The organism is Mycobacterium sp. NGS18 (genome assembly GCF_059813185.1).
Genome location: NZ_JCALEC010000011.1, coordinates 103,218 through 124,761, shown reverse-complemented (window position 1 = coordinate 124,761; position 21,544 = coordinate 103,218). Strand labels below are relative to the sequence as shown.

The following is a 21,544-nucleotide window of genomic DNA, read 5'->3' as shown; positions in this document are numbered from 1 at the left end:
CACCAGCTCCTCGGTGCTCAACGCATCGAATGAACACTGCGCCAATCGGGCATTAATCGCCTCCTGCTCATCGAGGCACCGCATGATGGTGTCCCGATCCGCGAAAGCGTCCCTGCCCATAAATCGAACACTAGTTCGGCACACCGACAAGAAACCGGCCCGATCCGGCACCGGCAATTAAGGAAACCGTGAGAATCAACGCCGCCGTGCGGCGGCCAGCACACCGGCTCCGGCCACGCCCAGCGCGGTGGCCGCTGTAGCGACCAGCCCGGCGTGCCGCGACGCCCAGATCTGCGGGCTGTGCGCATGCGAGGAGTCGTCGAACACACCCCGCGCGCCGTGATCGGTGGCGGCGTCCACCGGCTCCCACAGGTTCTGCACCGCGGTGCCGTCGATGTATTCGCTGGTCTGCTGCGAGTCATAGCCGGTACGGGCCAGGTAGCGGTCCAGCAGCGGTGCGGCGATCTTCTGCGCCAGCAAGGTGGCGATGGTGCTCTCCCCCGCCCAGTACTGCTTGTGCCGAGGGTGGTCGGCGGCATGCACCACCGCCCGGGCGACCAGCTGCGGCTGGTAGATCGGCGGCACCGGCTGCGGGTGGCGAGGCAGCCGCGACAGCACCCAGGAGAACTGGGGGGTGTTGACCGCCGGCATCTGAACGATCGTGATGTTCACCTTCGAGCCTTCGTGCAGCAGCTCGCAGCGCACCGATTCGGTGAATCCGTTGACCGCGTGCTTGGCACCGCAATACGCCGATTGCAGCGGAATCGAGCGCTCCCCCAGCGCCGAGCCCACCTGCACGACGGTGCCGCGGTCACGGGGCTTCATCCGGGCCAGCGCCACCATGGTGCCGTAGACGAAGCCGAGGTAGCTGACCTCGGTCACCCGTTTGAATTCCGCGGGCCGGATCTCGCTGAACGGCGCGAACACCGATGTGAAGGCGACGTTGACCCAGATGTCGATCGGGCCGAGTTCGGCTTCGACACGGTCGGCGGCGGCTTCCACCGCCGCATGGTCGGCGACGTCGGTGGGAATAGGCAGCGCGGTCCCACCGGCTTCCTTGACATCGCTTGCCGCGCCCCGCAATCCGGCTTCGCCCCGAGCCAGCAGGGCCACGTTGTCCCCGCGCGCACCGAACTGTTGCGCGACGGCGCGACCGATCCCGGCGCTGGCCCCGGTGACGACGACGGTGTGTGTCATGACGGGCTTCCCTTCTGCAAGAGGCGCTTTCCGGCAAGCCGCTCCGCGAGCCGGGAGGCCAGCGCCATGATGGTGAGGGCCGGATTGGCCGATCCCTGGGTCGGGCATACCGAGCCGTCGGAGAGGAACAGGTTCGGCACCCCCCACACCCGATGGTCGGAATCGACGACGGAGTTCTCCGGGGCGGTGCCCATCCGGGCGCCCCCGATCAGATGGGCATAGCGCTGGATGGTCAGCACATCCTGCGCTCCGGCCGCATACAGGATGTCGGTGATCACCTTGGTGGAGTACTCCATGTTCGCCTTGTCGTTGTCGCAGCGGCTGTAGTCCATTCGGGCCACCGGTATGCCGTAGCAGTCGGTTTCGTCAGCCAGCGTGATCCGGTTGTCCGGCCGCGGCAGCAGTTCATTGAGCACGCCGATCGTGCTCCAGTGGTTGTAGTCGCGCATGTATTCGCGCAGCGCCCGCCCCCAGTGCCCGTCGGCGAGCACGTGCTCGGACCAGCCGATCGGCAGCGGTGACACCGTCTGGATGGAGAAGCCGCGGGCGAATCCGCGGGCGGTGTCGGTTTCGTAGAACTGCTCGCTGCTCACCTGCGGCGGCGGCGCCTTGTACATCCGCAGCTCTTCCGGCCATCGGCCCGCGGTCTGGGCGGCGCCCTGGACCATGACGTAGCGCCCGACCTGATCGGTATTGTTGCCCAGCCCGTGCGGAAATCGGGCGCTGGTCGAATTGAGTAGCAGCCGTGGAGTTTCAATGGAGTAGCCGGCGACCGCGACGACTTTGGCGCGCTGCAGGTGCTCGCTGCCACGGCTGTCGAAGTAGACGACACCGCGCGCGGCTCCGGTGTCGTCGAGTTCGATGCGGGACGCCATGCAGTCGGCCCGGATCTCCACGCCATGTGCCAGCGCATCGGGCAGATGAGTGACGTAGGGGCTGGCTTTGGCGTTGACCTTGCAGCCCTGCAGGCAGTAGCCCCGGTAGATGCAGTGCGGCCGGTTCCCGAAGGTGCCGTTGACGATTCCGACCGGGCCGACCCGCATCTCGATCCCCAGATTGCGGGCACCTTCCCACAGCTTCGATGCGGCACCGGAGATCGGGTGCGGCGACGCCGGATAGCGGTGTGGATAGCCCCACGGCCAGTTCTGCCCGGCCACCGGCAGTTCGGCTTCCAGCACTTCGTAGTGCCGGCGGATGTCCTCGTAGTCGATCGGCCAGTCCACCCCGACGCCGTCGAGGCTGCGCGTGCGCAGGTCGCTGGGGTGGAAACGCGGGCAGTAGCCGGCGTAGTGCACCATCGAGCCGCCGACGCCGCGCCCGGAGTTGTTCTTGCCCAACTCGATCGGGTCATCCCCGCCGATGATGCGCTTCTGTGTCCAGTACAGCCGATGGGAGCCGGCTTCATCGGAGACCCAGTCGCTGTCGGGATGCCAGAACGGACCCGCCTCGATGATCACGACGCGCCAGCCGGCCCGCGCCAGCCGTTGTGCCAACACCGATCCCCCGGCGCCCGCGCCGACGACCACCAGGTCGACCTGATCGTCGGTCGCATATCGGCGCATCGTCTGCTCGCCGGGCAACTGCCGCGAATGCACATCGAGCAGGAACCGTGAGTCATTGGCGGGTGGGCCCAGCGATCCCTTGAGCAGGCCGCGCCAGAAATCGCCCACTACGAATCCTCTTCCTGCACCAGCTCTACCGGGTCTTCGTCGGTGGCGCCCGGGGCCTCGAACGGTTCGCGCACCGCGGACGGTCCGCTGGGGCCGCCCAGCCGCATGAAGCCGCGCGGGTACGCCGGCCCGCCGAATCCGATCTCGTTCCAGGCCCACGGGTGTGAGTAGAACGCCGACAACGTCATCCGCATACACACCGACCAGGCCCGGCTCGAGTTCAGCTGCGCGAAGCCGCCTTCCCGCAACCAGCCCCGGGAGAACTGGTTGACCAGCGCCAGTTGGGTGGCCACCTCGGCGTCGGCGAACGATGCCCGGCCGTACCGGTCCCGGGCGGCCTCGTCCAGTCCCTGCAGCACCAGCCGCCAGGTGTCACGGTCGTCGGGCATGTCGGCGTACTGATAGCCATCGAGCCGGCCGTCTGCCAGTTTGGCGTCGATGAACTCGGCGACCGGCACCCGGGGCTCGGCGTCTTGTGCCAGCACGATGTCACAGAACGCCCGTAGGGTGGGCTCCTCGGCGGCGGTGAAGAACCGCAGCGGCCCCGGCGGCTCCAGCCGGTCCAGCACCACTTTTCTGGTGGCCTCGTCCCAGCTGTCTTGGGACTCGAGCACGTCGAAATCCGGGTAGCGCCCGATCATCTGCGGTGTGGTGCCGCGGCGCTGGCGAGGCAGCCAGGACGGATGTGGCGGTTGACGATCCGCCCGTAGGTTGGGTAGGTGGTCGGGAAGGGAGGTGTCGGCCATGGGCACCTCAGCGCTCGCGACGCAGCACCGCGGCCAACAGGCCCATCCCGCCCACCATGGCCATCAGGCCGGGCGCCGCGATGGGCGGACCCATCGGAACGTTGTAGGACGCGTTCTTCCAGCCGCCGGGCTTGCGGGCCACCCCGCGAGCGTGCAGGTACTCACCCAGCAGGCCGTTGGCGGCGTAGATCCCGGCGCTCAACGGCAACCAGCGTTTGGCCCAGCGGCGGGAGAACACACCGCCGATGCCTGCCACCACCACCGGCGGCGTGACCAGCACCGGGCTCCACATCCATTTGTTGCCGAAGCCGGCCTTGTAATGCTCGAGATAGATCTCGGCGGTCGTCACCACCGCCGCCACCGCCGTCATCGCCGACAACGACCTCTCGAACCGGCCGTGTGCGACGTTGCGCAACAGGTGGTCGACAAGGTCGCCGGCCTCGCCGATCCACTCCGCGTGACTACCCGCCCGCAAGCCCGATTCGCCGGTGCCCAGCAACATCATCTGCGCTCCGTCCTGTCATTCTTCCGTCCAACTCGGCCGCAGTACCCCGCTGCTGCCGGGGTCAAACATCGCCATGCGGACCGCCAGGTTTCAACAGCGAGAGAAGCGGGAATTGATCGGGTACAGGTGAATGGAGGGACGGATGCGGTTCGGTGGGTTAGCCGGGGCGATTGTGCTGATATGGCTGCTTATCGGCGTCGTCGCCGCCTGGCAACGTGATTATTTCCGCGGTGGTCAAACCAGTTGTGCCACTGCCGGAACCATCGCTGTTACCACGCTGGCGGGCCCCTTGAACTATGCCGGATACAACCCGGTCGTGACCGATTGCCGTTTGCCGCAGCCCTCTTCGTCGGGTGTAGTCAGTTCGGTTGTTTAGAGAAGGGATTGGTGATGATCGCGCTCGGAGTGATCCTGCTTATTCTGGCCCTCGTTTTCAAGATCAACATCTTGTGGACGATCGGAATCATTCTACTGGTTATCGGCGCAGCACTGTGGATCCTGGGCGCGGTCGGTCGTCCGGTCGCGGGCCGGCGCTACTGGTATTGATCAGTACCGCTGGGCGCCTTTCCCGCGCGCGGTCAAGCTAACGGTCGCCTACCCTCCCAGTGGCGGGCGGCCGCGTTAGACTGGCGAGGTTCTGCGGCCCGCTCACGGTAGACAACGGGGGCACATGCGATGACCGGCACGGCCGACGACGATCGCGGCACTTTCAGTCATATCGCGCTGTTCTACCGATCCCCGCGCGAATACCTGGATTCCATCTGCCCGTTCGTCACCGACAGCGTTGTCGCCGGATTTCCCGTCCTGGTGGCTGTGCCAGAGCCCAACCTCTCACTGCTGCGCGATAGCCTCCCCCGAGGGATCGCCGAGGGCGTGACGCTGGCGGACATGAGCCAGGTAGGACGCAACCCCGGGCACATTCTCGGGGGCGTGATGGGCATGTTCGCCGCCGGTCACCCGTGCGGGCGGGTGCGAATGGTCGGCGAGCCGGTCTGGAAGGACCGGTCCGAGCAGGAGTATCCGGCCTGCGTTCAACATGAGGCGCTGGCCAACCAGGCATTCACCGGCCGGGACATCACGCTGCTCTGCCCTTACGACGCAACGCAACTGGGCTCCGACATCCTCCTCGATGCCGAGATCACCCACCCGCGCCTGGACGGTGCCGGGCATCCGGAGCGAACCAGCGAGGGATTCGCCCCCGAGGCGGCCTGGGCCCGCTACAACGAGCCGCTGCCCAGCAGCCCGACGGCGGCGAGCTACACACTGAACCGGCTCGCCGATCTGTCGGCCGCCCGGGCGTTTTCCGCCAGATACGCCCGCTGGTTCGGTTTTTCCGCCGCCGACATCGCCGATCTGCAACTGATCGTCAATGAGCTGGCATCCAATAGCCTGCAGCACGGGAGCGGCCCCTGCACCGTGGCGCTCTGGGAGACCGACGGCCAATTGATCTGCCAGGTGCGCGACTCCGGCTACCTGGCGGACCCGATGGCCGGCCGATGGCCGCTCAAGCTCGACGACCACCAGGGACGCGGATTGTTCGTGGTCAACGCGACCGCGGATCTGGTACGCATTCACAGCGCGGTAACCGGTACCACCGTGCAGGCACATCTGCGGATAAGGGAGCCGGCGTGATGGGAACCTTGCGGGCAGACCCGTCGGGCGAATTCGGACACATCGGCTGGCAGTACCAGGGCCACGACGAATTCCTCTGTCGGGCCGCGGAATACCTCGCGGTCGGCTTGAACCTGGACCAGCGGATGGTCTACGTCGGTGAGGATGAACCCGCGGCGCTCCGGGCCGCTTTGGCTGCGGCCGGACTCGGTGCCGGCGCGGACGAGGTGGACATCAAAACCGTGCCGGAGCACTTCCGGTTCCGTGCCGGCGGTGACGTCGTCGATGCCGAGAGCATGGTCGAGCGCTACGCGGCCGCCGCGATCGCATCAGTCGCAGACGGCTATAGCGGTCTGCGGATTGTCATCGACGTGACACCGGTGGTTCGGACGCCGGCCCAGCGGGAGGCCCAAGCGGCCCTGGAGTTCCTCGGTGACCGGCGGATATCGACGCTGCCCGTCGCGGCGCTATGTGGTTACGACATCGCTGAACTCGGCGACGACGCTGCCGGGTTGTTGTGCCTGCACCCGGGGACCGGGCCGAGGCCGGTTCCGTTCCAGCTGTCCACCCAACCCGCCCGGCGCAATGCGATCGCGCTGACCGGTGATCTCGACGCCGCCAGCGAGGCCCTGTTCATCGCCACCTTGCAGCGAATCCTGCCGCTGCTGTCGCACGGAACTCTGGACATCGACGCGCGGGAGCTGGAATTCGTCGGCCACCGCCAACTCGTCCTGCTCGACCGGTGCTGCGCCGCCCATGGCCGAACGGCGGTGCTGCGCAGCAATCTACCGACCGTGCACCGGCTGTTCGAGCTGATCGGCTTCCACAACGTCCGTCTCGACACCGCGGTGTGAAGCCTCCCGAACTGTCGAATGTCGGTGTAGCGTAAAAGATCGATGTCTGAGCTAGAACCCAAGTACGCCGAACTGCAATCGATCTACGACATCTCGAATGAGTTCTTCGAGCTGTTCCTAGGCCCCACGATGGGATATACCTGCGGGTATTACCAGCATCCGGAGACCACCCGCGATGAGGCGCAGAACGCCAAGTTCGACCTCGCACTGGGAAAGCTGGGGCTGCAGCCGGGCATGACGCTGCTGGACGTCGGCTGCGGCTGGGGCGGCGGGATGCGGCGCGCGCTGGAAGAATTCGACGTCAACGTCATCGGGCTGACACTCAGTGAGCGGCAACGCGAATACGCCATCGCCAAGCTGGCCGAGATACCCACGCAGCGCACCGTGGAGGTGCGTCTGCAGGGCTGGGAAGAATTCGACGAGCCGGTCGATCGCATCGTCTCCATCGGCGCCTTCGAGCACTTCGGGCACAAGCGTTACCCCGAATTCTTCAACATGGCCCACCGCGTTCTGCCGTCCGACGGGGCGATGCTGCTGCACACCATCACCGCGATCACCCAGGACGACGCGCAACGGCTGGGTCTTCCGCTGACCATGAGCTTGGCCCGATTCAACAAGTTCATCATGACCGAGATCTTCCCCGGAGGTCAGCTGCCGACGGTGTCCATGGTCGCCGACCGCGCGACCGAAGCCGGATTCACCGTCGCGCGCATCCATGAGATCGGGCCCAACTACGTGCGTACCCTTCAGGATTGGGCGGCGGCGCTGGCGGCCAACAAAGACAAGGCGATCGCAGCGCAGTCCGAAGCGGTCTATGACCGTTACGACAAATACCTCAACGGCTGCGTCAAGCTGTTTCGCGACGGCTACACCAGCGTCCACCAGTACACCCTGCAGAAGTGACCCGCCGACGCGGGTAGCCCAGTCAGCGGTGCCGACGCACCGGCCCGGCCCACAGGCCTGCTCGAGATTCGGGTGCCGATGGGCGACGGTAAGTGACCGGGATCTTCACCGGCCTTGCTGGATTCGCCGTGGGATGCTTTGGCCGGGGCGGATCGGCGTCAGCGTTCCGGCGGCCGCCCCGACGCAGCGCGTCATGTGCCCGCAGCAGCTGCTGCAACTGTGCCGCCACATCATCGGAAAGCTGCGAACGCGCAGATCCGGTGTCAGGGTGCAGGGCGCGCACCTTGGTGCGGAAGGCGTGGCTGATCTGAGCCGGAGTGGCCGAAGACATCACTCCCAGCACGTCGTAGGGATCAAAGCTCTCGCTCATCATGTTCCACCACGCTCGATCAGCAACGGAAGGCTTGTAGGGCGGCGTGGTCCCGCTGCCGGGAGAGCAGGGGGCAGCGGGACCACGCCGGACTCCGGTGTCGGGTAAGGGCTATCACCTCCCAGGTGCGAGCGGACAAGGCGGGCGGCGTCCCGGAGGCGACCGCTGCGTGGGCCACACCCGGCTGTTACGCCGCCGGGTGGCCCACCGGTGCGACCGGCAGGCCGGTATTGGGACGCCACGCCGCCCAAGCGTGGCGCAACGAATGGCGAGCTGCGGGGGTCGGGACCGGGTGGCGGGCATTTCGGTGCGCACCGCGTGGCAGTGCTCCGGGATGGCGGCGCTCAGCAGTCGCAGCCATTCGGCGCGCACGATGCACTCCGCCTCGCCCAGCACCTCCGCGGTCAAAGTGTTGGTGGTCATGCTGCTCACCTCCTTCACCAGCCGCCTCCCGGCCCCTCGCAATCAGCCGTTGATGGCCCGCTCGCCGTGTCCACTGGCGACCTTGATCCGGCGCGGCTTCGCCTTCTCCGCAACCGGAATGGTCAGCCGAAGCACGCCGTCCTGGTAGCTGGCCTGGATCTGCTCGGCATCGAGGTTGTCGCCCAGAAACAGCTGGCGGCTGAACAGGCCGCGCGGCCGTTCCGCCGACACCATCTCGCGGCTCTGATCGAGGCCGGGCCGTTCGGCGTGCACGGTCAACACGTTGCGTTCGACATCGAGGTCCAAGGTGTCCGCCTGCACTCCCGGCAGGTCGAACTCGACGATGAACTGATCTCCGTCGCGCCAGGCGTCCATCGGCATCACCGCCGGCCGAGCCGCGGTGCCCAGGACTTGCTGGGTCCAGCGGTCGAGATCACGGAACGGATCGGTACGCATCAACATCATCTCCACCTCCTTGAACTGCGGCAGATCTTCTATGTCTGCCGACATAGATTTTTATATAGCACCGATGGTAGGTTCGTGCAAGAGGATCTCGCGACGAGTGGAAGCGACATGCGTTGACCGACGACATGAGTGCCCGATCCGGGCTTGGGGTATACAGCATTTCGGTGGCTGCCGAGCTGTCCGGTATCGGTCCGCAGACGTTGCGGCTCTACGAGAGCCGCGGCCTGCTCACCCCGGCACGCACCGCGGGGGGGACCCGCCGCTACAGCGATCACGACCTGATGCGGCTGCAGCGGATCGTGGAGTTGGTCGGTGAGGGGGTCAATGTGGCCGGTATCGGGGAGATCCTCGGTCTCGAAGCCCGCAACGCCCGCCTCGAGTCGGACAACAGCAGGCTCAGGTCCGATAACGACCAATTGAAGTCGGACTATGCCCTGCTCGCCGCCGAACGCGCAGTGCGACCGGACCAGGGCGCGCGGGCGCAGAAACGACAGAAACGAAAGGGGTCATGATGACGAACGCCGAAGGGCTGCCGCCGACCGAGGGCGTTCCGGAGGCCGATCTCGCCGAACAGCGAATCGACACCTCCGACGAGGACCACGGTCTGGATCCAGCAGACCTGGAAAACGTCAACGACATCGAGGCCAATCCTGCGGACCTGATCGAGCAGGCGACCAGCGTTCCGCTCCCCGACGAGGACTACGACTCCGGCCAGTAGCGCAGAACCGCCCCCCTACTCGGTTTCGGCCACGTCGTCGTCCACGTGGCGGCGCGCCGGTTCGCGGCGCCGGTGGCTGGTGTCGCAGAGCGGGTAATTGCGGCTGCGCCCGCAGGCGCAGATGGCGACCATGAACCGATCCGATTCGACGACGCCCTCGGGTGTCTCGATGCGTACCGGCCCGGGAACCAGAACCGGGCCGTTGCGGACCGGGCGTACCAGCCGCGGTTCGGTCATGGTTTGTCCGCCCGGATCACCACCAGCTGCTCTTCGCGGCAGCCGCGGGGCATCCGCCCGGTTCGTTCCAGCCAGCCGGCGCGCGCCGAGAGCACCGGCCCGAACGGAATCCACCGGGACGCCACGATGTCGGCGTCCAACCCGCCGTCTCGCAGCACTTTCAGCGACCTGCCGGTGTCTGCCAGGGCTGACTGGACCAACAGAAAGGAACCACCGCTGCGCAACAGCGTGCCGGCTGAGCGGCATAGCGGGTCGAGGATGATCCGGCCGTCGACACCGCCGTTCCACGACCACTCCGGGCCGCCGGCCGCCGGGATCGGGCCGCCGTGGCGCGGACTGGGCACATAGGGCGGGTTCGACACGATCAGGTCGAACGGGTCGCAGTCCAGCGCGCCGGTCCACGGGCCGTGCCGGATCTCCACATCCACCCCGGCAGTGCGCGCATTGTCCCGCGAGCACCGCACCGCGCGCGGACAGATGTCGAACGCGGTGACGCTGCCGGCGCCCATATCGGCCGCCGCGATCGCCACCACCCCCGAGCCGGTACACAGGTCGAGCACCCGGCTTGCGCGGGCCAGGCCCGACGATTCCATCGTCTCTATCAGCAGGTGTGAATCCTGCTGCGGGGCATAGACGCCGAGCGGAGTCAGTAAATCGGTCCTGGTAGCGGACGTGGCGATGATGGGGTTCACGCACCCGGTTTACCCGGCCACCGTCGCCGACAAACGCCGTTGCTCGGGCGCGAGACGTGCCATGGGCCGTTCGTCGGGCATACCCCTTCCGCCTCGCGGGTAGTCACCGGCCATGACTTTGCGCGCAGCCACCGCGATCCCGATCGAATCCGTCGAGGTCTCGGCCTACTCGATCCCCACCGACTCCGCAGAGTCCGACGGCACGCTGACCTGGGACTCGACCACATTCGTGCTGGTCAGCGTCCGCGCCGGGGGAATCGTCGGAACCGGCTACACCTACGGCGGAACGGCGGTGGCCACCGTGGTGGAAGCCAAGCTGGCCGACGTCATCACCGGCGAGGACGCGTTGCAGCCGCCGGCCCGGTGGGCCGGAATGCAGCACGCGGTGCGCAACCTGGGCAAGCCGGGCGTGGTCGCCTCGGCGATCGCCGCGGTCGACATCGCGCTGTGGGACCTACGGGCGCGACTGCTGGACGAGCCGCTGGTCATCACCCTGGGCGCCGTCCACGACACCACCCCGATCTACGGCAGCGGCGGATTCACCTCCTACGACAACGACACCTTGTGCGAGCAGTTGTGCGGCTGGGCCGACGCCGGCATTCCCCGGGTCAAGATGAAGGTCGGTCGCGACCCGGATACCGACGCCAACCGGGTGTCGGCGGCCCGCGCGGCGATCGGCGACGGGATCGAGTTGTTCGTCGACGCCAACGGCGCCTACCACCGCAAACAGGCCCTGTGGTGGGCTCATCGCTACGCCGATTTCGACGTGCGGTGGTTCGAGGAACCGGTCAGCTCCGATGATCTCGAGGGCCTGCACCAGCTGAGCCGCAACGGGCCGCCGGGGATGGACATCACCGCCGGCGAATACGGTTACCACCTACCGTATTTCGAGCAGATGCTGGCCGCCGGCGCGGTCGACTGCCTGCAGGCCGACGTCACGCGCGCACTCGGGATCACCGGTGTGCTCAAAGTCGGCGCGCTCTGCGACGCCCGCGGCATCGACCTGTCGCTGCACTGCGCGCCGCAGATCAGCGCTCAGGTCGGCACGGCGCTGTGGCATCTGCGCCATCTGGAGTACTTCCACGACCATGTGCGGATCGAAAGGCTGGCCTTCGACGGTGTGATCACCCCCGAGCCCGGCGGGGTGCTACGCCCGGACCGCACCTCGCCCGGGCACGGGCTGACCGTCAAACAGGCCGACCTCGACGAGTTCCGCGTCGCCTGAATCCGACGGCAGCGGCCGCCATCCCAGCCGCGACCGCGGCCACCGGCCCGGCGGTCCGGATGACCCGCGTCGAGGTGCCGGGCGCCGGGCGCCCGGGCGGGCGGACAGAGCCGACCTCGGCTGACTCCCGCGCCATGGCCATCAGCTGCCCCAGGTGCAGCGCTGAGGCGGCGCGGGCGTCGGAAAGCTGGGTCTGGCAGGAGAACCCGTTGGCCACCACCGTGGCGCCGGGATTCTTGCGGATGGCCGGAAACAGCGCCTGCTCACCGCAATCCATCGATATCTGGTACTTGCCCTCTTCGAAGCCGAACGATCCGGCCAACCCGCAGCAACCCCCGGATACCGGCTCGACGTCGACACCCATTTTCTGCAGCACCTGCTGGTCGGCGTCGACGCCGCCGGTGGCCCGCTGATGGCAGTGCCCCCACAGCAGGGCCCGCATCCCGGAGGTCTGCGGCACCTCGATATCGAACTTGGCGAGGAATTCCGCGAAGTGATAACTGTTGCGCACCAGCCGCTCGGCGTCGTCGTCGTACGGAAGCAGCTTGGGCAGCTCGTCTTTGAACACCGCCAGACAGCTCGGCTCCATCCCGACCACCGGTGTGTCATCCCGGATCTCCTCGCGCAGCTGGGAAAGCACGTTCAGCAGATAGCGTTTCGCGATGTCCAGGAAGCCGTAGTCGTAGAGCGGGCGTCCGCAGCAGATGTGACCGCGCGGCATGAGCACCTGCCAGCCGGCCGCTTCGATGGCCTCCACGCAGGCCACACCGACATCGGTGTGCAGGTGGTTGTTGAAGGTGTCGGGGAACAGGATGACCCGTGGCCCGCCGGAGTTGACCACCGGACGCCGGAAGAACCACTGCTGCAAGCTCATCGGTGCGAACGTCGGCAGCGGCCGCTGCCGGTCGATGCCACCGGCGAATTTGGCGATGCGCGAGAGCACCGGCGTATGGGTGGCGAAGTTGGCCAGCTCCGGCACCCTGGCGGCCAGCCGGACGGCCTGATCGATGAAGCCGAAGGCGTACGCGTAGCGGGGCCGCCACCGGCGCCACGACCGGTAGTGGTGGTAGAGGAACTCCGACTTGTAGGTCGGGATGTCGACGTTGACCGGGCAGTCGTTGGTGCAGCCCTTGCAGGCCAGGCATAGGTCCAGTGCGTCGGCGACTTCTCTGGACTGCCAACCGTCTTGAATCACCTCGCCGCGCAGCATCTCGAACAGCAGTCGCGCGCGGCCCCGGGTGGAGTGCTTCTCCTCCCGGGTGACCTGATAGCTCGGACACATGGTGCCACTGGCCTCCGGCACCCGGCACTTACCCACCCCCACGCAGCGCAAGGCGGCATGCGAGAAGTCGCCGTGATCCTCGGGATAGGCGAACTTCACCGCCGGTCGCGGCGGGTTGTAGTCGGTGCCGAGCTTGAGGTTCTCGTCGAACCGATAGGCGTCGATGACCTTGCCGGGGTTCATCTTCCACATCGGATCCCAGATCGACTTGAATTCCCGCATCGCCTCGATCAGTCGCGGGCCGTACTGCTTGCCGAGCAGCTCGGCGCGCTGCTGGCCGTCACCGTGCTCACCCGACATGGATCCGCCGTAGGAGGCCACCAGATCGCCGGCGGCTTCCATGAAATGCCGGTAGGTGGCCAGCCCGTCTTTGTGGCGCAGATCGAAATTCACCCGGGAGTGGATGCAGCCCTCCCCCAGGTGCCCGTACATGGCGCCGCGCAGCCCGTGATCGGCGTAGAGCCGCTGCAGGTCTCGCACGTAGTCCCCGACCCGCGCCGGCGGCACCGCCGAATCCTCCCAGCCGGGCCAGTGATTGCCGCTGTCCACCGGGAAAGCCGTCGACCCCAGACCCGCCTCCCGGATAGCCCACAGCTCGGCGCTGTTTCCGCCGTCCTGCTTGCTGCGGGCCATCACGATCCGCCCGGAGTCGAAGCCCTTCGCCTTCTGCAACCACTCGGCGAATCGGTGCGCCTGTGCCGAGGCATCCTGGGGGTCATCGGAGCCGAACTGCACCATCAGCCACGCCCCGGCCGAATCCAGCTGCGGCAGCGCCGCTCTGCCCTCGGGGTTGACCCCGGTCAGCTCCTGGTCGTGCACCAGCAGCTTGTCCACCGCCTCGCACCCGATCGGCTTGAACTCCAGGATCTCCGGCGCCAGGTCGCCGGCGTCGCCGAGCGAGTCGAACGCCACCACCACCACGCTGCGGTGCAGCATCGCCGGGATGAGCATCACGGTGGCGCTCAACACCACCGCACAGGTGCCCTCGGCGCCCACCAGTGCGCGCGCGACGTTGAAACCCTTCTCCGGCAACAATTCGTCGAGGTTGTAACCCGACACCCGCCGCGGTAGCTCGTCGACGTCGGGGTAGCCGTGACGAATGTCCTCGGCGTACTTGTCGCGCAGGTCGCGCAGTGCCGCATAGATCTCGCCTTTGCGGCCGCCCTGGGCGATGATCGCGTCGATCTTGCTCTCTTCGTTGTTGCCCACCCAGAACCGGGCGCCGTCGTAGGTGATGATCTCCAGCGCGTGGGTGTTGTCCGAGGTGCGCGGGCCGGGCCCGTAGAGGTGCGCCTGGATCGAGTGCACGCCGCACGAATTGTTGCCGATGTTGCCGCCCAGGGTGCACCGCGAATGTGACGACGGGTCCGGCCCGAACACCAGCCCGTACTCGCCGGTGGCCTTGTTGAGTTGCTCGTTGATCACTCCGGTCTGCACGGTGCACAACCGCCGCCCGGCGTCGATGTCGATGATCTTGGTCAGATACTTGGAGAAGTCGATGACCACCGCCACGTTGACGGTCTCCCCGGACAGGCTGGTCCCACCGCCGCGGCACAGCACCGGTGCCCGGTAGCCGTGGCAGGCCCGCACGGTCTGCACCACATCCTCGATGGTCTTGGTCACGACCACCCCGATCGGCACCTGGCGATAGTTGGAGGCGTCGTTGGCATACATCGCCTTGGTGCCGGCGTCGAAGCGCACCTCACCTTCGACGTGACGGCGCAACTGCTTTTCCAGGCCGATCACGTTGACCCGGTCGACCGCCGCCATCCCGGCGACGAACCGGGTGTCCGGCCGGGCGGGAATCTGCTCGGTGTACCGGTGGCCGAGCAGGCTCATCAATCGTCCTTGTCGCGCAGGTCCCGCACCGTCTGCTTGGCCGACTCGGTGAACTCGTGCATCTTCTGCTTGGCGTTCTTGGTGGCGATGCTGACCCGGTCGGGATCCTTGATCATCGCCTTGGCGGTGTTCTTCGCGATGTCCATCCGGATCTGCGGCGGCACCGGTGCGACATCGGGGTCGACGACCACTTCCAGCACCACCGGGGTGGTGGCCGACAGCGCCTGATCCCAGGCATTCCCGATGTCCTTCGGGTCATCGCAGCGGATACCGGTCAGGCCCAGCAGCTTGGCGAATTCGGCGTACGGCACATCCGGAATGTATTGGGAGCCCTCGAATTTCTTCTCCCCGCCCATCGCGCGCTGCTCGAAGGTGACCTGGTTGAGATCTTGGTTGTTGAACACGCAGAAGATCAACGGGCCCTTGGACAACCGCTCCTTGTAGCGCTTGACGGTGATCATCTCGGCCATGCCGTTCATCTGGAACACCCCGTCGCCCACCAGAGCGATCACCGGGCGACCCGGATGTGCCAGCTTGGCGGCGATCGCATACGGCGTGCCGGGCCCCATGGTGGCGAGGTTGCCGGCCAGTGAGGCGGCCATCCCCGGCCGCAGCCGCAGATGCCGCGCCCACCAGTTGGCCACCGAGCCGGCATCGGTGGTGATGACGGAGTTGTCGGGCAGCCGCTTGGACAGCTCGTGCACCACCAGTTCGGGGTTGAGCGGGTTCGCCTTGTCGTGAGCCCGCTTGTCGAGCACCCGCCACCACTCCTGCACCTCGCCTTCGATCTTCTTGCGCCAGGACCGGTCGTCTTTGCGCTTGAGTAGCGGGATCAGCTCTTGCAAGGTGTCTTTGGAGTCACCGATCAGATTGGCGTCCATCGGGTACCGCACGCCTATCATCCGGCCGTCGTGGTTGATCTCCACTCCGCGGCACTGCCCTTCCTTGGGCAACCACTCGGCATAGGGGAAGCTGGAGCCGATCATGAACAAGGTGTCGGCCCCCGACATCATCGCTTCGCTGGCCGTGGAGCCGAGCAGCCCGATCGGGCCGGTGACATAGGGCAGATCATCGGGCAGCGAGGCCCGCCCCAAGGAGGTCTTGGCCACTCCGGCGCCCAGCAATTCGGCGACCTGCACCACCTCGTCTGACGCGTCGGCGGCGCCGGCGCCGATGAGGATCGCCACCTTCTTGGCGTCGTTGAGAATGTCGGCCGCCTTCTGCAGTTCGGGCTTCGCCGGCAACATCCGCGACCGGCTCCAGCCGACGCTGCTGTACACCGCGCCGTGCATCCGCGGTGGCGAGGGCACCGCGTCTTCCTCGGCGACGTCCTCCGGCAGGATGATGGTGGCCACCGTCCGATTCGTCAGTGCCACCTTGCACGCCCGGTCCACCAGGTGCCTGGCTTGTACGGGCGCCATGCAGGTTTGGATGAAGTCCGATGAGACGTCCTTGTACAGCGACATCGGGTCGATCTCCTGCTGGAATGCCGCACCCAGCGACATCCGCTTCTGTTGACCGACGATGGCGACCACCGGCTGGTGGTCGAGTTTCGCGTCGTAGAGCCCGTTGAGCAGGTGGATCGCACCGCCGCCGGAGGTGGCCAGACAGCAGCCCAGTTCGCCGGTGAACTTGGCGTGCCCGGTCGCCATGAACGCGCCCATCTCCTCGTGCCGGGGCTGGATCAGCTCCGGGTCCCCGTTGGCCCGGTCAAGTGCGCCGAGCATGGAGAGGATGCCGTCGCCGGGATATCCGAAGATCCGGCGCACCCCCCATTGGCGTAACCGGTCGATGATGAAGTCCGCAGTTTTCGGCATTGTGCGCTCCCTTCTCTGGGCTGACGGTTACCCGTCACCCTCGTTGCCAAACGCCGCTTGTCGGGCACCGCCCGTCACACCACGGCCCTGTTCTCTCCTGGCACAGCAGCGCCCGCCACCCGCAGGTCGTCGACGAAGGCGCGGTAGGCCTCCTGCCGGTCGGTGCGGTCCCGCAGCACCGCCGAGGGATGCACGGTGGCCAGCACCCGGGCCCGGCTGCGCCCTCCCGCCGCGTCCGGCAGCCGCAGTAGCTTGCCGCGCCCGGTGGAGATCCGGAATGCGGTACCCAGCAACGACTGCGCGGCGGTGGCACCCAGGCAGACCACCAGTTGCGGCCGGACCGCTTCGATCTCGGCGATCAGCCAGGGCCGGCACGCCACCACCTCGGTACGGCCGGGTTTCTGGTGGATCCGGCGTTTGCCCTCCCGGCGGGTGAACTTGAAATGTTTGACCGCGTTGGTCGCATAGATCAGCTCCGGGTCGATTCCCGCGTCGTGTATCGCACGATCCAACAGCCGGCCGGCCGGGCCGACGAAGGGGTGGCCCTGACGGTCCTCCTGATCGCCGGGCTGTTCACCGACCAGCATCAGCGGTGCGCCACGGCGGCCTTCGCCGAACACGGTCTGGGTGGCGTCGCGGTAAAGCTCGCAGCCGTGACATCCGGCGGCGGCATCCCGCAGTGCGCCCAGCGTCCGCTTGTCGGGTAGATAACGCTGCGCGCCTGGCACTTTCGTGGTTGCGCTCACGCCGCCAGCTCCGGCGCGATCTCGGACTCCCAGAAGGCGAAGAACTGCTCCTGGTCCGGACCGATCTGCTGAACGTAGAGTTCGTCGAAGCCGGCGTCGGCGAATTCCTTTATCCGGTCCAGATACGGTTTGGCGTCCGGGCCGGCCGGCACTGCCTGTGCCACCGCATCGGTGGTGACCAGGCTCGAGGCCTGCTCGAAATGCGTGGGGGTGGGCAGGTTCTGGCCCAGTTCACCGGGTAGCTGCTCACTGGGCCACAACTCGTGCGCGGTCCGCACCCCCTCCTCTTTCGACGCCGCGTAGCACACCTTGAACCCGGCCTGACTGGGCTTGCCCATCCCGCCGGCATGGTGGAACTCCGAGACCAGCGCGGCATCGGGCATGCTGCACTGATAACCGTCGCCGATCCGGCCCGCCAGCCGCGCCGAGTGCGGTCCGTAACCAGACACGTAGATCGGAGTGGGCGCCGGCGGCAGCGTGTAGAGCCGGGCGTTCTCGACGGTGTAGTAGCGCCCATGGTGATTGACCTGTTCGCCGGTGAACAGCTCACGGATCACCGCCACGGCCTCATCAAGCATGCCGCGCCGGACCGCGGCCGGTGGCCAGCGCCGGCCGGTGATGTGCTCGTTCAGCGCCTCTCCGGTGCCCACGCCCAAGACGAAGCGGCCCTCGTGCAGCGCGGCGCTGGTCGCCGCCGCCTGCGCGATCACCGCCGGGTGGGTGCGCACGATCGGGCAGGTGACCGCGGTGGTGATCGGCAGCGTGCAGGATTGCGACAGCGCTCCGATTACCGACCACACGAACGCGCTCTGACCTTGGGCGTCGGTCCAGGGATGGAAATGATCGGAGATCCACAGCGCCTCGAAACCGGCCTGCTGAGCCCGGACCGCCTGGCGGACCAGGTCGTTGGGGTGAAACTCCTCGCAGGACAACGCATACCCCAGGGTCGTCATGAGGCAGGCATACCCGCCGTGGCGGCGGCTAATCGTGGTTGGCGGTTTCCGCGGGAATCAGGGCGTGGTTGTCGCAGGATGGGCCGGCGTGGGTGTGGCGTCGGCCGGCTTGCGGGTCGTCTCCGGCCCGGAGGACGTCGGTGTCATGGTGGTCGACGAAGCGGCTGCCGGAGACGGGGTGGCCGGATCAGCGGGGGCGGCCGGAGTCGTCGCCACCGCGATGTAGGTGGCCACCGCCGCCGCGGCGAGCGCCGTCCCTACCAAAATGTGATTTCGCGTGGCCATGATGTTCCTCCCCGGATGTTTGCCCGCCAGGCGCGGGCGCGTGAGGGTGTTTACCCCCGAGCTTTGGGCGTCAACCGGGGTCAGTAGCCGCCGGGAGTTCCGTTGCCCAGGCAGGCCAGCCGGGTCCCGCCCACGGCATGGCGGTCGACGATGTTGCGGGTGTCGATGACCACGGCACCGGCAGCGGCGCATCGGGCGACCGCCTCCCAATCCAGCTCGGCGAAGTCGGGCCATTCGGTGAGCACCACGATCGCGTCGGCATCCTTGGCGGCGACGTAGGGATCGTCGGCGACCGCGATCGGCAGCTGTGCGGTGTCGATCATCTCCAGCCGCGGGTCATAGGCGGTCACCTGGGCGCCGACCCGTTGCAGGCCGGCGCAGACCGCGATCGCCGGGGAGTCCCGGATGTCGCTGGTACCGGCCTTGAACGTCAGGCCCAGCACCGCGACCTTCAGCTCGGTCAGCGGACGGCCGGCCCGCTGCCGCAGCATGGCGGCGATCCGGTGCACCTGGGCGGCGTTGGTCGCCCGCGCGGATTCGATCTCCCGCAATTCCACCCCGTGCGCCCGGCCGGCGCACACCAGCGCCGCGCTGTCCTTCGGCAGGCACGAGCCGCCCCAGCCCGGGCCCGGCCGCAGGAAGTGTGGGCCGATCCGCGGGTCGGCGCCCATGCACCGGGCGATGTCGGCGATATCGGCGCCGACCCGGCTGGAAAGCTGGGCCAGCGAGTTGACGAAGGACAGTTTGACCGCCAGGAAGGCGTTGCTGGCGTACTTGGCCAGCTCCGCGCTCTCCTGGCTCATCCGCAACACCGACTGCCCGGGGTACAGCTGCGCCACCACGTCGGCGGCCGCGCCGTCGTCGGCCCCGATCACCACCCGGTCAGGATGCTGGAAATCCTTGACGGCGAAACCCTCCCGGAGAAACTCCGGGTTGGCCACGACGTGGATGCCCCCCGGCGCCAATGCCGCACCGAGGCGGCAGCAGGTCCCAGGCGGGACAGTGGATTTGACCGCCACCGTCGACCCCGGCGCCATCGTGTCGGCGAGGCGCGCCACCGCACGTTCGACGGCGCGCAGGTCGGCGTTGCCGTCGTCGCCGGTGGGTGTCGGTACGCAGACGAAGACGACGTCGCGGTCGGCCAGTAGGCGGTAATCATCGGTGACCCGCAGGGTTTCGCGCGCCAGCCCGGCGCGCAGCAACTCGGTGATACCCGGTTCGTCGATCGCGGCGTACCCGGCGCGCAGCTGGACGACACGGCGCCGGTCGGTGTCGATGCACACCGTGTCCACCCCGTCGGCGGCCAGACACACGGCGGTGGTCAAGCCGACATATCCGGCACCGATGACACCGACGCGTGATGTCATGCGCATTCCGCGAGAACGTCGCGGGCCGCCGCGATGACGCGCGCCGGGGTGATCAGCAGCAATCCCGCATCCGGCCGATCGGCGTGCGGGTCGCCGCGGTCACCGGCCCAGATGGCGACGTGCGGGCCCGGGCCGCGCGGGCCCCAGTGCGCCGGCGGGGTCGGACCGAACAGCAGCACCGAGGCGGTTCCGGTGGCGGTGGCGACGTGCCCGATGCCGGTATCCCCGCACACCAGCAGCCGGGCGTCGCTGATCAACGCCACCATGCCCAGCAGGTCCAGTTCCCCGGCGAGCACCGCCGACGAGCTCAATCCGGCGTAGGCGGCGACGGTCTCGGCCAGGATGCGTTCAGCGGTCGAGCCGGTCACCACCACCCGGTGCCCGGCACGGCTCAGCGCTGCGGCGACGGCGGCGAACCGCTCCGGAGGCCAGCGCCGCGCCGGCGCCGCGGCACCGGGATGAATCACCACGACACCGTCTCGGCGCGGATATCCCGGTGGCCTGCCGATGCCGAGTTCGCCAGTCCGGCAGGCGATTCCCGCGGATTCGAGCAGCATGCACCAGCGGTCCACGTCGTGCAGGTCGTCACGCCAGGGCGGCCCGCTCACCGCCGGGTGATCGCAGTTTCCGTGACTGATAACGGTTTTCGCACCGGTGAGCAGCAGGTCGGCGATGCTCTGTGGGCCCCGCCCGTGCAGGTTGACCGCCACCTCCGGCGCCGGGCCGGACCACCGCAGCGCACCGAGGCCGGCGGTCGGCACCACCTCGTACACCGCGCCGCACAACAGCGCCAGCGGTGCCAGCGGCTCGCGCGTGGCCAGCACGATCCGCGCCGACGGGTATGCCCGGCGCAGCCCGCGCAGCGCCGGCACGCCGGTGAGCAGGTCGCCCACTCCCAGCGCCCGCAGCACCAGCACGGTGGCGCTGCTGGTTACGGCCACGACGCTTCCTCGCTGGAGCACACCACCATTTCCCGGATCTCGCTACCGGCCGGCTGGCGCAGCGCGAACAGCACCGCCTCGGCCACCTGGTCGGGGTCGTTGAGTTTGGCGTCCGGCGGCGGCTTGTACTGCTCGGCGCGCCCGTCGAAGAACGGCGTGGTCATCCCGCCCGGGATGAGCAGGGTTACGCCGACTTCACCGGCCAGTTCGGCGGCCAGTGCCCGGGTGAAGCCGACCACTCCGAACTTGGATGCGCAGTAGGCGGTGGCGTCGCTGACCGCTTTGATGCCCAGCGTCGATGCGCAGGTGACGATCCGGGCGTCGCCCCCGGCGTCGAGATACGGCAGTGCGGCGCGGATCACCGCCGCGGTGCCCAACAGGTTGACGTGCAGTACCCGTTCCCAGTCTTTGGCCGGGACGCGATCCAGCCGCCCGCAGCTGTCGATGCCCGCCGGCGTGAACACCCCGCGCAACGGTTGGTCGGCGGTGCCGGCCAGATCGGCGACGGCGTCCTCGACCGCCGCGGTGTCTGCGAGATCGGCGCACCGGTAGGCCCCACCACCCAGGTCCTCGGCCGGTGGGTTGATGTCGATCACCAGCGGTGTCCCACCGGCTCGCCGCACCGCGCGGACGGTGGCGGCGCCCAGCCCGGACGCTCCGCCGGCGATCAAGATGTTGCCCAGTTCCTTCGCCATTTC

At 67.8% G+C, this 21,544-nt stretch carries 24 protein-coding genes; 9 read left to right on the top strand and 15 right to left on the bottom strand.

Features of this window, described 5'->3' with window-relative positions; translation table 11 throughout:
* Positions 1-195 precede the first annotated feature (195 nt).
* From AC5Y31_RS18780 to AC5Y31_RS18765, 4 genes are read right to left on the bottom strand one after another with little or no spacing between them, the layout of a single operon-like run.
* The gene (locus AC5Y31_RS18780) at positions 196-1,197 is read right to left on the bottom strand and encodes an SDR family oxidoreductase (RefSeq protein WP_499982108.1); all 1,002 of its coding nucleotides are present in this window, start codon (positions 1,195-1,197) and stop codon (positions 196-198) included.
* A complete protein-coding gene (locus tag AC5Y31_RS18775; RefSeq protein ID WP_499982107.1) occupies positions 1,194-2,867 on the bottom strand; it encodes a GMC family oxidoreductase in 1,674 nt (557 codons plus the stop codon). The genes AC5Y31_RS18780 and AC5Y31_RS18775 overlap by 4 nt, the downstream gene beginning before the upstream one ends.
* Positions 2,867-3,613 (bottom strand): gluconate 2-dehydrogenase subunit 3 family protein, encoded by a 747-nt coding sequence (locus AC5Y31_RS18770; protein WP_499982105.1) that lies wholly within the window; start codon positions 3,611-3,613, stop codon positions 2,867-2,869. The genes AC5Y31_RS18775 and AC5Y31_RS18770 overlap by 1 nt, the downstream gene beginning before the upstream one ends.
* Before the next feature lie 7 nt (positions 3,614-3,620).
* Complete coding sequence (locus AC5Y31_RS18765) at positions 3,621-4,118, bottom strand: hypothetical protein (RefSeq protein ID WP_065026199.1); 498 nt, start codon at positions 4,116-4,118, stop codon at positions 3,621-3,623.
* Positions 4,119-4,248: 130 nt separating this feature from the next.
* On the opposite strand from AC5Y31_RS18765, the gene AC5Y31_RS18760 reads away from it, so the two are divergent.
* From AC5Y31_RS18760 to AC5Y31_RS18740, 5 genes are all read left to right on the top strand, one after another.
* Positions 4,249-4,494, top strand: a complete 246-nt coding sequence (locus tag AC5Y31_RS18760; RefSeq protein ID WP_082966604.1) for a hypothetical protein — start codon at positions 4,249-4,251, stop codon at positions 4,492-4,494.
* 14 nt (positions 4,495-4,508) lie between these two features.
* Positions 4,509-4,664 (top strand): DUF6131 family protein, encoded by a 156-nt coding sequence (locus tag AC5Y31_RS18755; protein ID WP_165607377.1) that lies wholly within the window; start codon positions 4,509-4,511, stop codon positions 4,662-4,664.
* A 129-nt stretch (positions 4,665-4,793) separates the two neighbouring features.
* Positions 4,794-5,750, top strand: a complete 957-nt coding sequence (locus AC5Y31_RS18750; protein ID WP_499982104.1) for an anti-sigma factor RsbA family regulatory protein — start codon at positions 4,794-4,796, stop codon at positions 5,748-5,750.
* Positions 5,750-6,583 carry an MEDS domain-containing protein gene (locus tag AC5Y31_RS18745; protein ID WP_499982102.1) on the top strand — a complete coding sequence of 278 codons (834 nt, stop codon included), beginning with the start codon at positions 5,750-5,752 and terminating at the stop codon, positions 6,581-6,583. The genes AC5Y31_RS18750 and AC5Y31_RS18745 overlap by 1 nt, the downstream gene beginning before the upstream one ends.
* Positions 6,584-6,625: 42 nt before the next feature.
* A complete protein-coding gene (locus tag AC5Y31_RS18740) occupies positions 6,626-7,486 on the top strand; it encodes a cyclopropane mycolic acid synthase family methyltransferase (protein WP_499982101.1) in 861 nt (286 codons plus the stop codon).
* Positions 7,487-7,508: 22 nt separating this feature from the next.
* Here the strand turns inward: AC5Y31_RS18740 and AC5Y31_RS18735 are convergent, their stop codons facing one another.
* Positions 7,509-7,856, bottom strand: coding sequence for a J domain-containing protein (locus tag AC5Y31_RS18735; RefSeq protein ID WP_499982100.1), 348 nt, complete (start codon positions 7,854-7,856; stop codon positions 7,509-7,511).
* Between the two features lie 465 nt (positions 7,857-8,321).
* Positions 8,322-8,744 carry an Hsp20/alpha crystallin family protein gene (locus AC5Y31_RS18730; RefSeq protein WP_275080653.1) on the bottom strand — a complete coding sequence of 141 codons (423 nt, stop codon included), beginning with the start codon at positions 8,742-8,744 and terminating at the stop codon, positions 8,322-8,324.
* A gap of 113 nt (positions 8,745-8,857) precedes the next feature.
* On the opposite strand from AC5Y31_RS18730, the gene AC5Y31_RS18725 reads away from it, so the two are divergent.
* Entirely contained in the window at positions 8,858-9,256 is a 399-nt protein-coding gene (locus tag AC5Y31_RS18725) for a MerR family transcriptional regulator (RefSeq protein ID WP_065026204.1), read from the top strand.
* Positions 9,256-9,462: an Rv3202a family protein gene (locus AC5Y31_RS18720; RefSeq protein ID WP_065026205.1), complete on the top strand. Its 207-nt coding sequence runs from the start codon at positions 9,256-9,258 to the stop codon at positions 9,460-9,462. The genes AC5Y31_RS18725 and AC5Y31_RS18720 overlap by 1 nt, the downstream gene beginning before the upstream one ends.
* A 15-nt stretch (positions 9,463-9,477) precedes the next feature.
* Here AC5Y31_RS18720 and AC5Y31_RS18715 read toward each other — a convergent pair whose 3' ends face one another.
* Positions 9,478-9,699 (bottom strand): CDGSH iron-sulfur domain-containing protein, encoded by a 222-nt coding sequence (locus tag AC5Y31_RS18715; protein WP_065026206.1) that lies wholly within the window; start codon positions 9,697-9,699, stop codon positions 9,478-9,480.
* The gene (locus tag AC5Y31_RS18710; protein WP_499982124.1) at positions 9,696-10,379 is read right to left on the bottom strand and encodes a HemK2/MTQ2 family protein methyltransferase; all 684 of its coding nucleotides are present in this window, start codon (positions 10,377-10,379) and stop codon (positions 9,696-9,698) included. The genes AC5Y31_RS18715 and AC5Y31_RS18710 overlap by 4 nt, the downstream gene beginning before the upstream one ends.
* A 124-nt stretch (positions 10,380-10,503) precedes the next feature.
* Here AC5Y31_RS18710 and AC5Y31_RS18705 point away from each other — a divergent pair, with 124 nt between their 5' ends.
* Positions 10,504-11,616, top strand: a complete 1,113-nt coding sequence (locus AC5Y31_RS18705; RefSeq protein ID WP_065026207.1) for an enolase C-terminal domain-like protein — start codon at positions 10,504-10,506, stop codon at positions 11,614-11,616.
* On the opposite strand, the gene AC5Y31_RS18700 is transcribed toward AC5Y31_RS18705, so the two are convergent.
* The 4 genes from AC5Y31_RS18700 to AC5Y31_RS18685 all read right to left on the bottom strand — a co-directional run bounded on the left by AC5Y31_RS18700 (position 11,579) and on the right by AC5Y31_RS18685 (position 18,253).
* Positions 11,579-14,737 (bottom strand): FAD-binding and (Fe-S)-binding domain-containing protein, encoded by a 3,159-nt coding sequence (locus tag AC5Y31_RS18700; protein WP_499982097.1) that lies wholly within the window; start codon positions 14,735-14,737, stop codon positions 11,579-11,581. The genes AC5Y31_RS18705 and AC5Y31_RS18700 overlap by 38 nt on opposite strands.
* Entirely contained in the window at positions 14,737-16,554 is a 1,818-nt protein-coding gene (locus tag AC5Y31_RS18695; protein WP_499982096.1) for a thiamine pyrophosphate-requiring protein, read from the bottom strand. The genes AC5Y31_RS18700 and AC5Y31_RS18695 overlap by 1 nt, the downstream gene beginning before the upstream one ends.
* A 74-nt stretch (positions 16,555-16,628) precedes the next feature.
* Entirely contained in the window at positions 16,629-17,300 is a 672-nt protein-coding gene (locus tag AC5Y31_RS18690) for a UdgX family uracil-DNA binding protein (protein ID WP_499982095.1), read from the bottom strand.
* Positions 17,297-18,253 carry a TIGR03557 family F420-dependent LLM class oxidoreductase gene (locus tag AC5Y31_RS18685; protein ID WP_301634142.1) on the bottom strand — a complete coding sequence of 319 codons (957 nt, stop codon included), beginning with the start codon at positions 18,251-18,253 and terminating at the stop codon, positions 17,297-17,299. Before AC5Y31_RS18685 ends, AC5Y31_RS18690 begins: the two co-directional genes overlap by 4 nt.
* Before the next feature lie 64 nt (positions 18,254-18,317).
* Between AC5Y31_RS18685 and AC5Y31_RS18680 the strand changes: the two genes are divergently transcribed.
* Entirely contained in the window at positions 18,318-18,479 is a 162-nt protein-coding gene (locus AC5Y31_RS18680; protein ID WP_499982093.1) for a hypothetical protein, read from the top strand.
* A gap of 139 nt (positions 18,480-18,618) precedes the next feature.
* Here AC5Y31_RS18680 and AC5Y31_RS18675 read toward each other — a convergent pair whose 3' ends face one another.
* Genes AC5Y31_RS18675 through AC5Y31_RS18665 form a run of 3 tightly spaced genes read right to left on the bottom strand, consistent with a single transcriptional unit; the run spans position 18,619 to position 21,541 of the window.
* Positions 18,619-19,905: a UDP-glucose dehydrogenase family protein gene (locus AC5Y31_RS18675; RefSeq protein WP_499982092.1), complete on the bottom strand. Its 1,287-nt coding sequence runs from the start codon at positions 19,903-19,905 to the stop codon at positions 18,619-18,621.
* A complete protein-coding gene (locus AC5Y31_RS18670) occupies positions 19,902-20,846 on the bottom strand; it encodes a glycosyltransferase family 9 protein (protein ID WP_499982091.1) in 945 nt (314 codons plus the stop codon). Before AC5Y31_RS18670 ends, AC5Y31_RS18675 begins: the two co-directional genes overlap by 4 nt.
* The gene (locus tag AC5Y31_RS18665) at positions 20,837-21,541 is read right to left on the bottom strand and encodes an SDR family oxidoreductase (RefSeq protein WP_499982122.1); all 705 of its coding nucleotides are present in this window, start codon (positions 21,539-21,541) and stop codon (positions 20,837-20,839) included. Before AC5Y31_RS18665 ends, AC5Y31_RS18670 begins: the two co-directional genes overlap by 10 nt.
* Between the last annotated feature and the right edge of the window lie 3 nt (positions 21,542-21,544).

Coding starts and splice junctions, on each gene's coding strand:
- AC5Y31_RS18685 (WP_301634142.1), bottom strand. CDS start 18,253: ATGACGACCCTGGGGTATGCGTTGTCCTGCGAGGAGTTTCACCCCAAC.
- AC5Y31_RS18745 (WP_499982102.1), top strand. CDS start 5,750: ATGGGAACCTTGCGGGCAGACCCGTCGGGCGAATTCGGACACATCGGC.
- AC5Y31_RS18695 (WP_499982096.1), bottom strand. CDS start 16,554: ATGCCGAAAACTGCGGACTTCATCATCGACCGGTTACGCCAATGGGGG.
- AC5Y31_RS18750 (WP_499982104.1), top strand. CDS start 4,794: ATGACCGGCACGGCCGACGACGATCGCGGCACTTTCAGTCATATCGCG.
- AC5Y31_RS18730 (WP_275080653.1), bottom strand. CDS start 8,744: ATGATGTTGATGCGTACCGATCCGTTCCGTGATCTCGACCGCTGGACC.
- AC5Y31_RS18770 (WP_499982105.1), bottom strand. CDS start 3,613: ATGGCCGACACCTCCCTTCCCGACCACCTACCCAACCTACGGGCGGAT.
- AC5Y31_RS18735 (WP_499982100.1), bottom strand. CDS start 7,856: ATGAGCGAGAGCTTTGATCCCTACGACGTGCTGGGAGTGATGTCTTCG.
- AC5Y31_RS18780 (WP_499982108.1), bottom strand. CDS start 1,197: ATGACACACACCGTCGTCGTCACCGGGGCCAGCGCCGGGATCGGTCGC.
- AC5Y31_RS18740 (WP_499982101.1), top strand. CDS start 6,626: ATGTCTGAGCTAGAACCCAAGTACGCCGAACTGCAATCGATCTACGAC.
- AC5Y31_RS18715 (WP_065026206.1), bottom strand. CDS start 9,699: ATGACCGAACCGCGGCTGGTACGCCCGGTCCGCAACGGCCCGGTTCTG.
- AC5Y31_RS18675 (WP_499982092.1), bottom strand. CDS start 19,905: ATGACATCACGCGTCGGTGTCATCGGTGCCGGATATGTCGGCTTGACC.
- AC5Y31_RS18720 (WP_065026205.1), top strand. CDS start 9,256: ATGACGAACGCCGAAGGGCTGCCGCCGACCGAGGGCGTTCCGGAGGCC.
- AC5Y31_RS18755 (WP_165607377.1), top strand. CDS start 4,509: ATGATCGCGCTCGGAGTGATCCTGCTTATTCTGGCCCTCGTTTTCAAG.
- AC5Y31_RS18700 (WP_499982097.1), bottom strand. CDS start 14,737: ATGAGCCTGCTCGGCCACCGGTACACCGAGCAGATTCCCGCCCGGCCG.
- AC5Y31_RS18760 (WP_082966604.1), top strand. CDS start 4,249: ATGGAGGGACGGATGCGGTTCGGTGGGTTAGCCGGGGCGATTGTGCTG.
- AC5Y31_RS18705 (WP_065026207.1), top strand. CDS start 10,504: ATGACTTTGCGCGCAGCCACCGCGATCCCGATCGAATCCGTCGAGGTC.
- AC5Y31_RS18665 (WP_499982122.1), bottom strand. CDS start 21,541: ATGGCGAAGGAACTGGGCAACATCTTGATCGCCGGCGGAGCGTCCGGG.
- AC5Y31_RS18765 (WP_065026199.1), bottom strand. CDS start 4,118: ATGATGTTGCTGGGCACCGGCGAATCGGGCTTGCGGGCGGGTAGTCAC.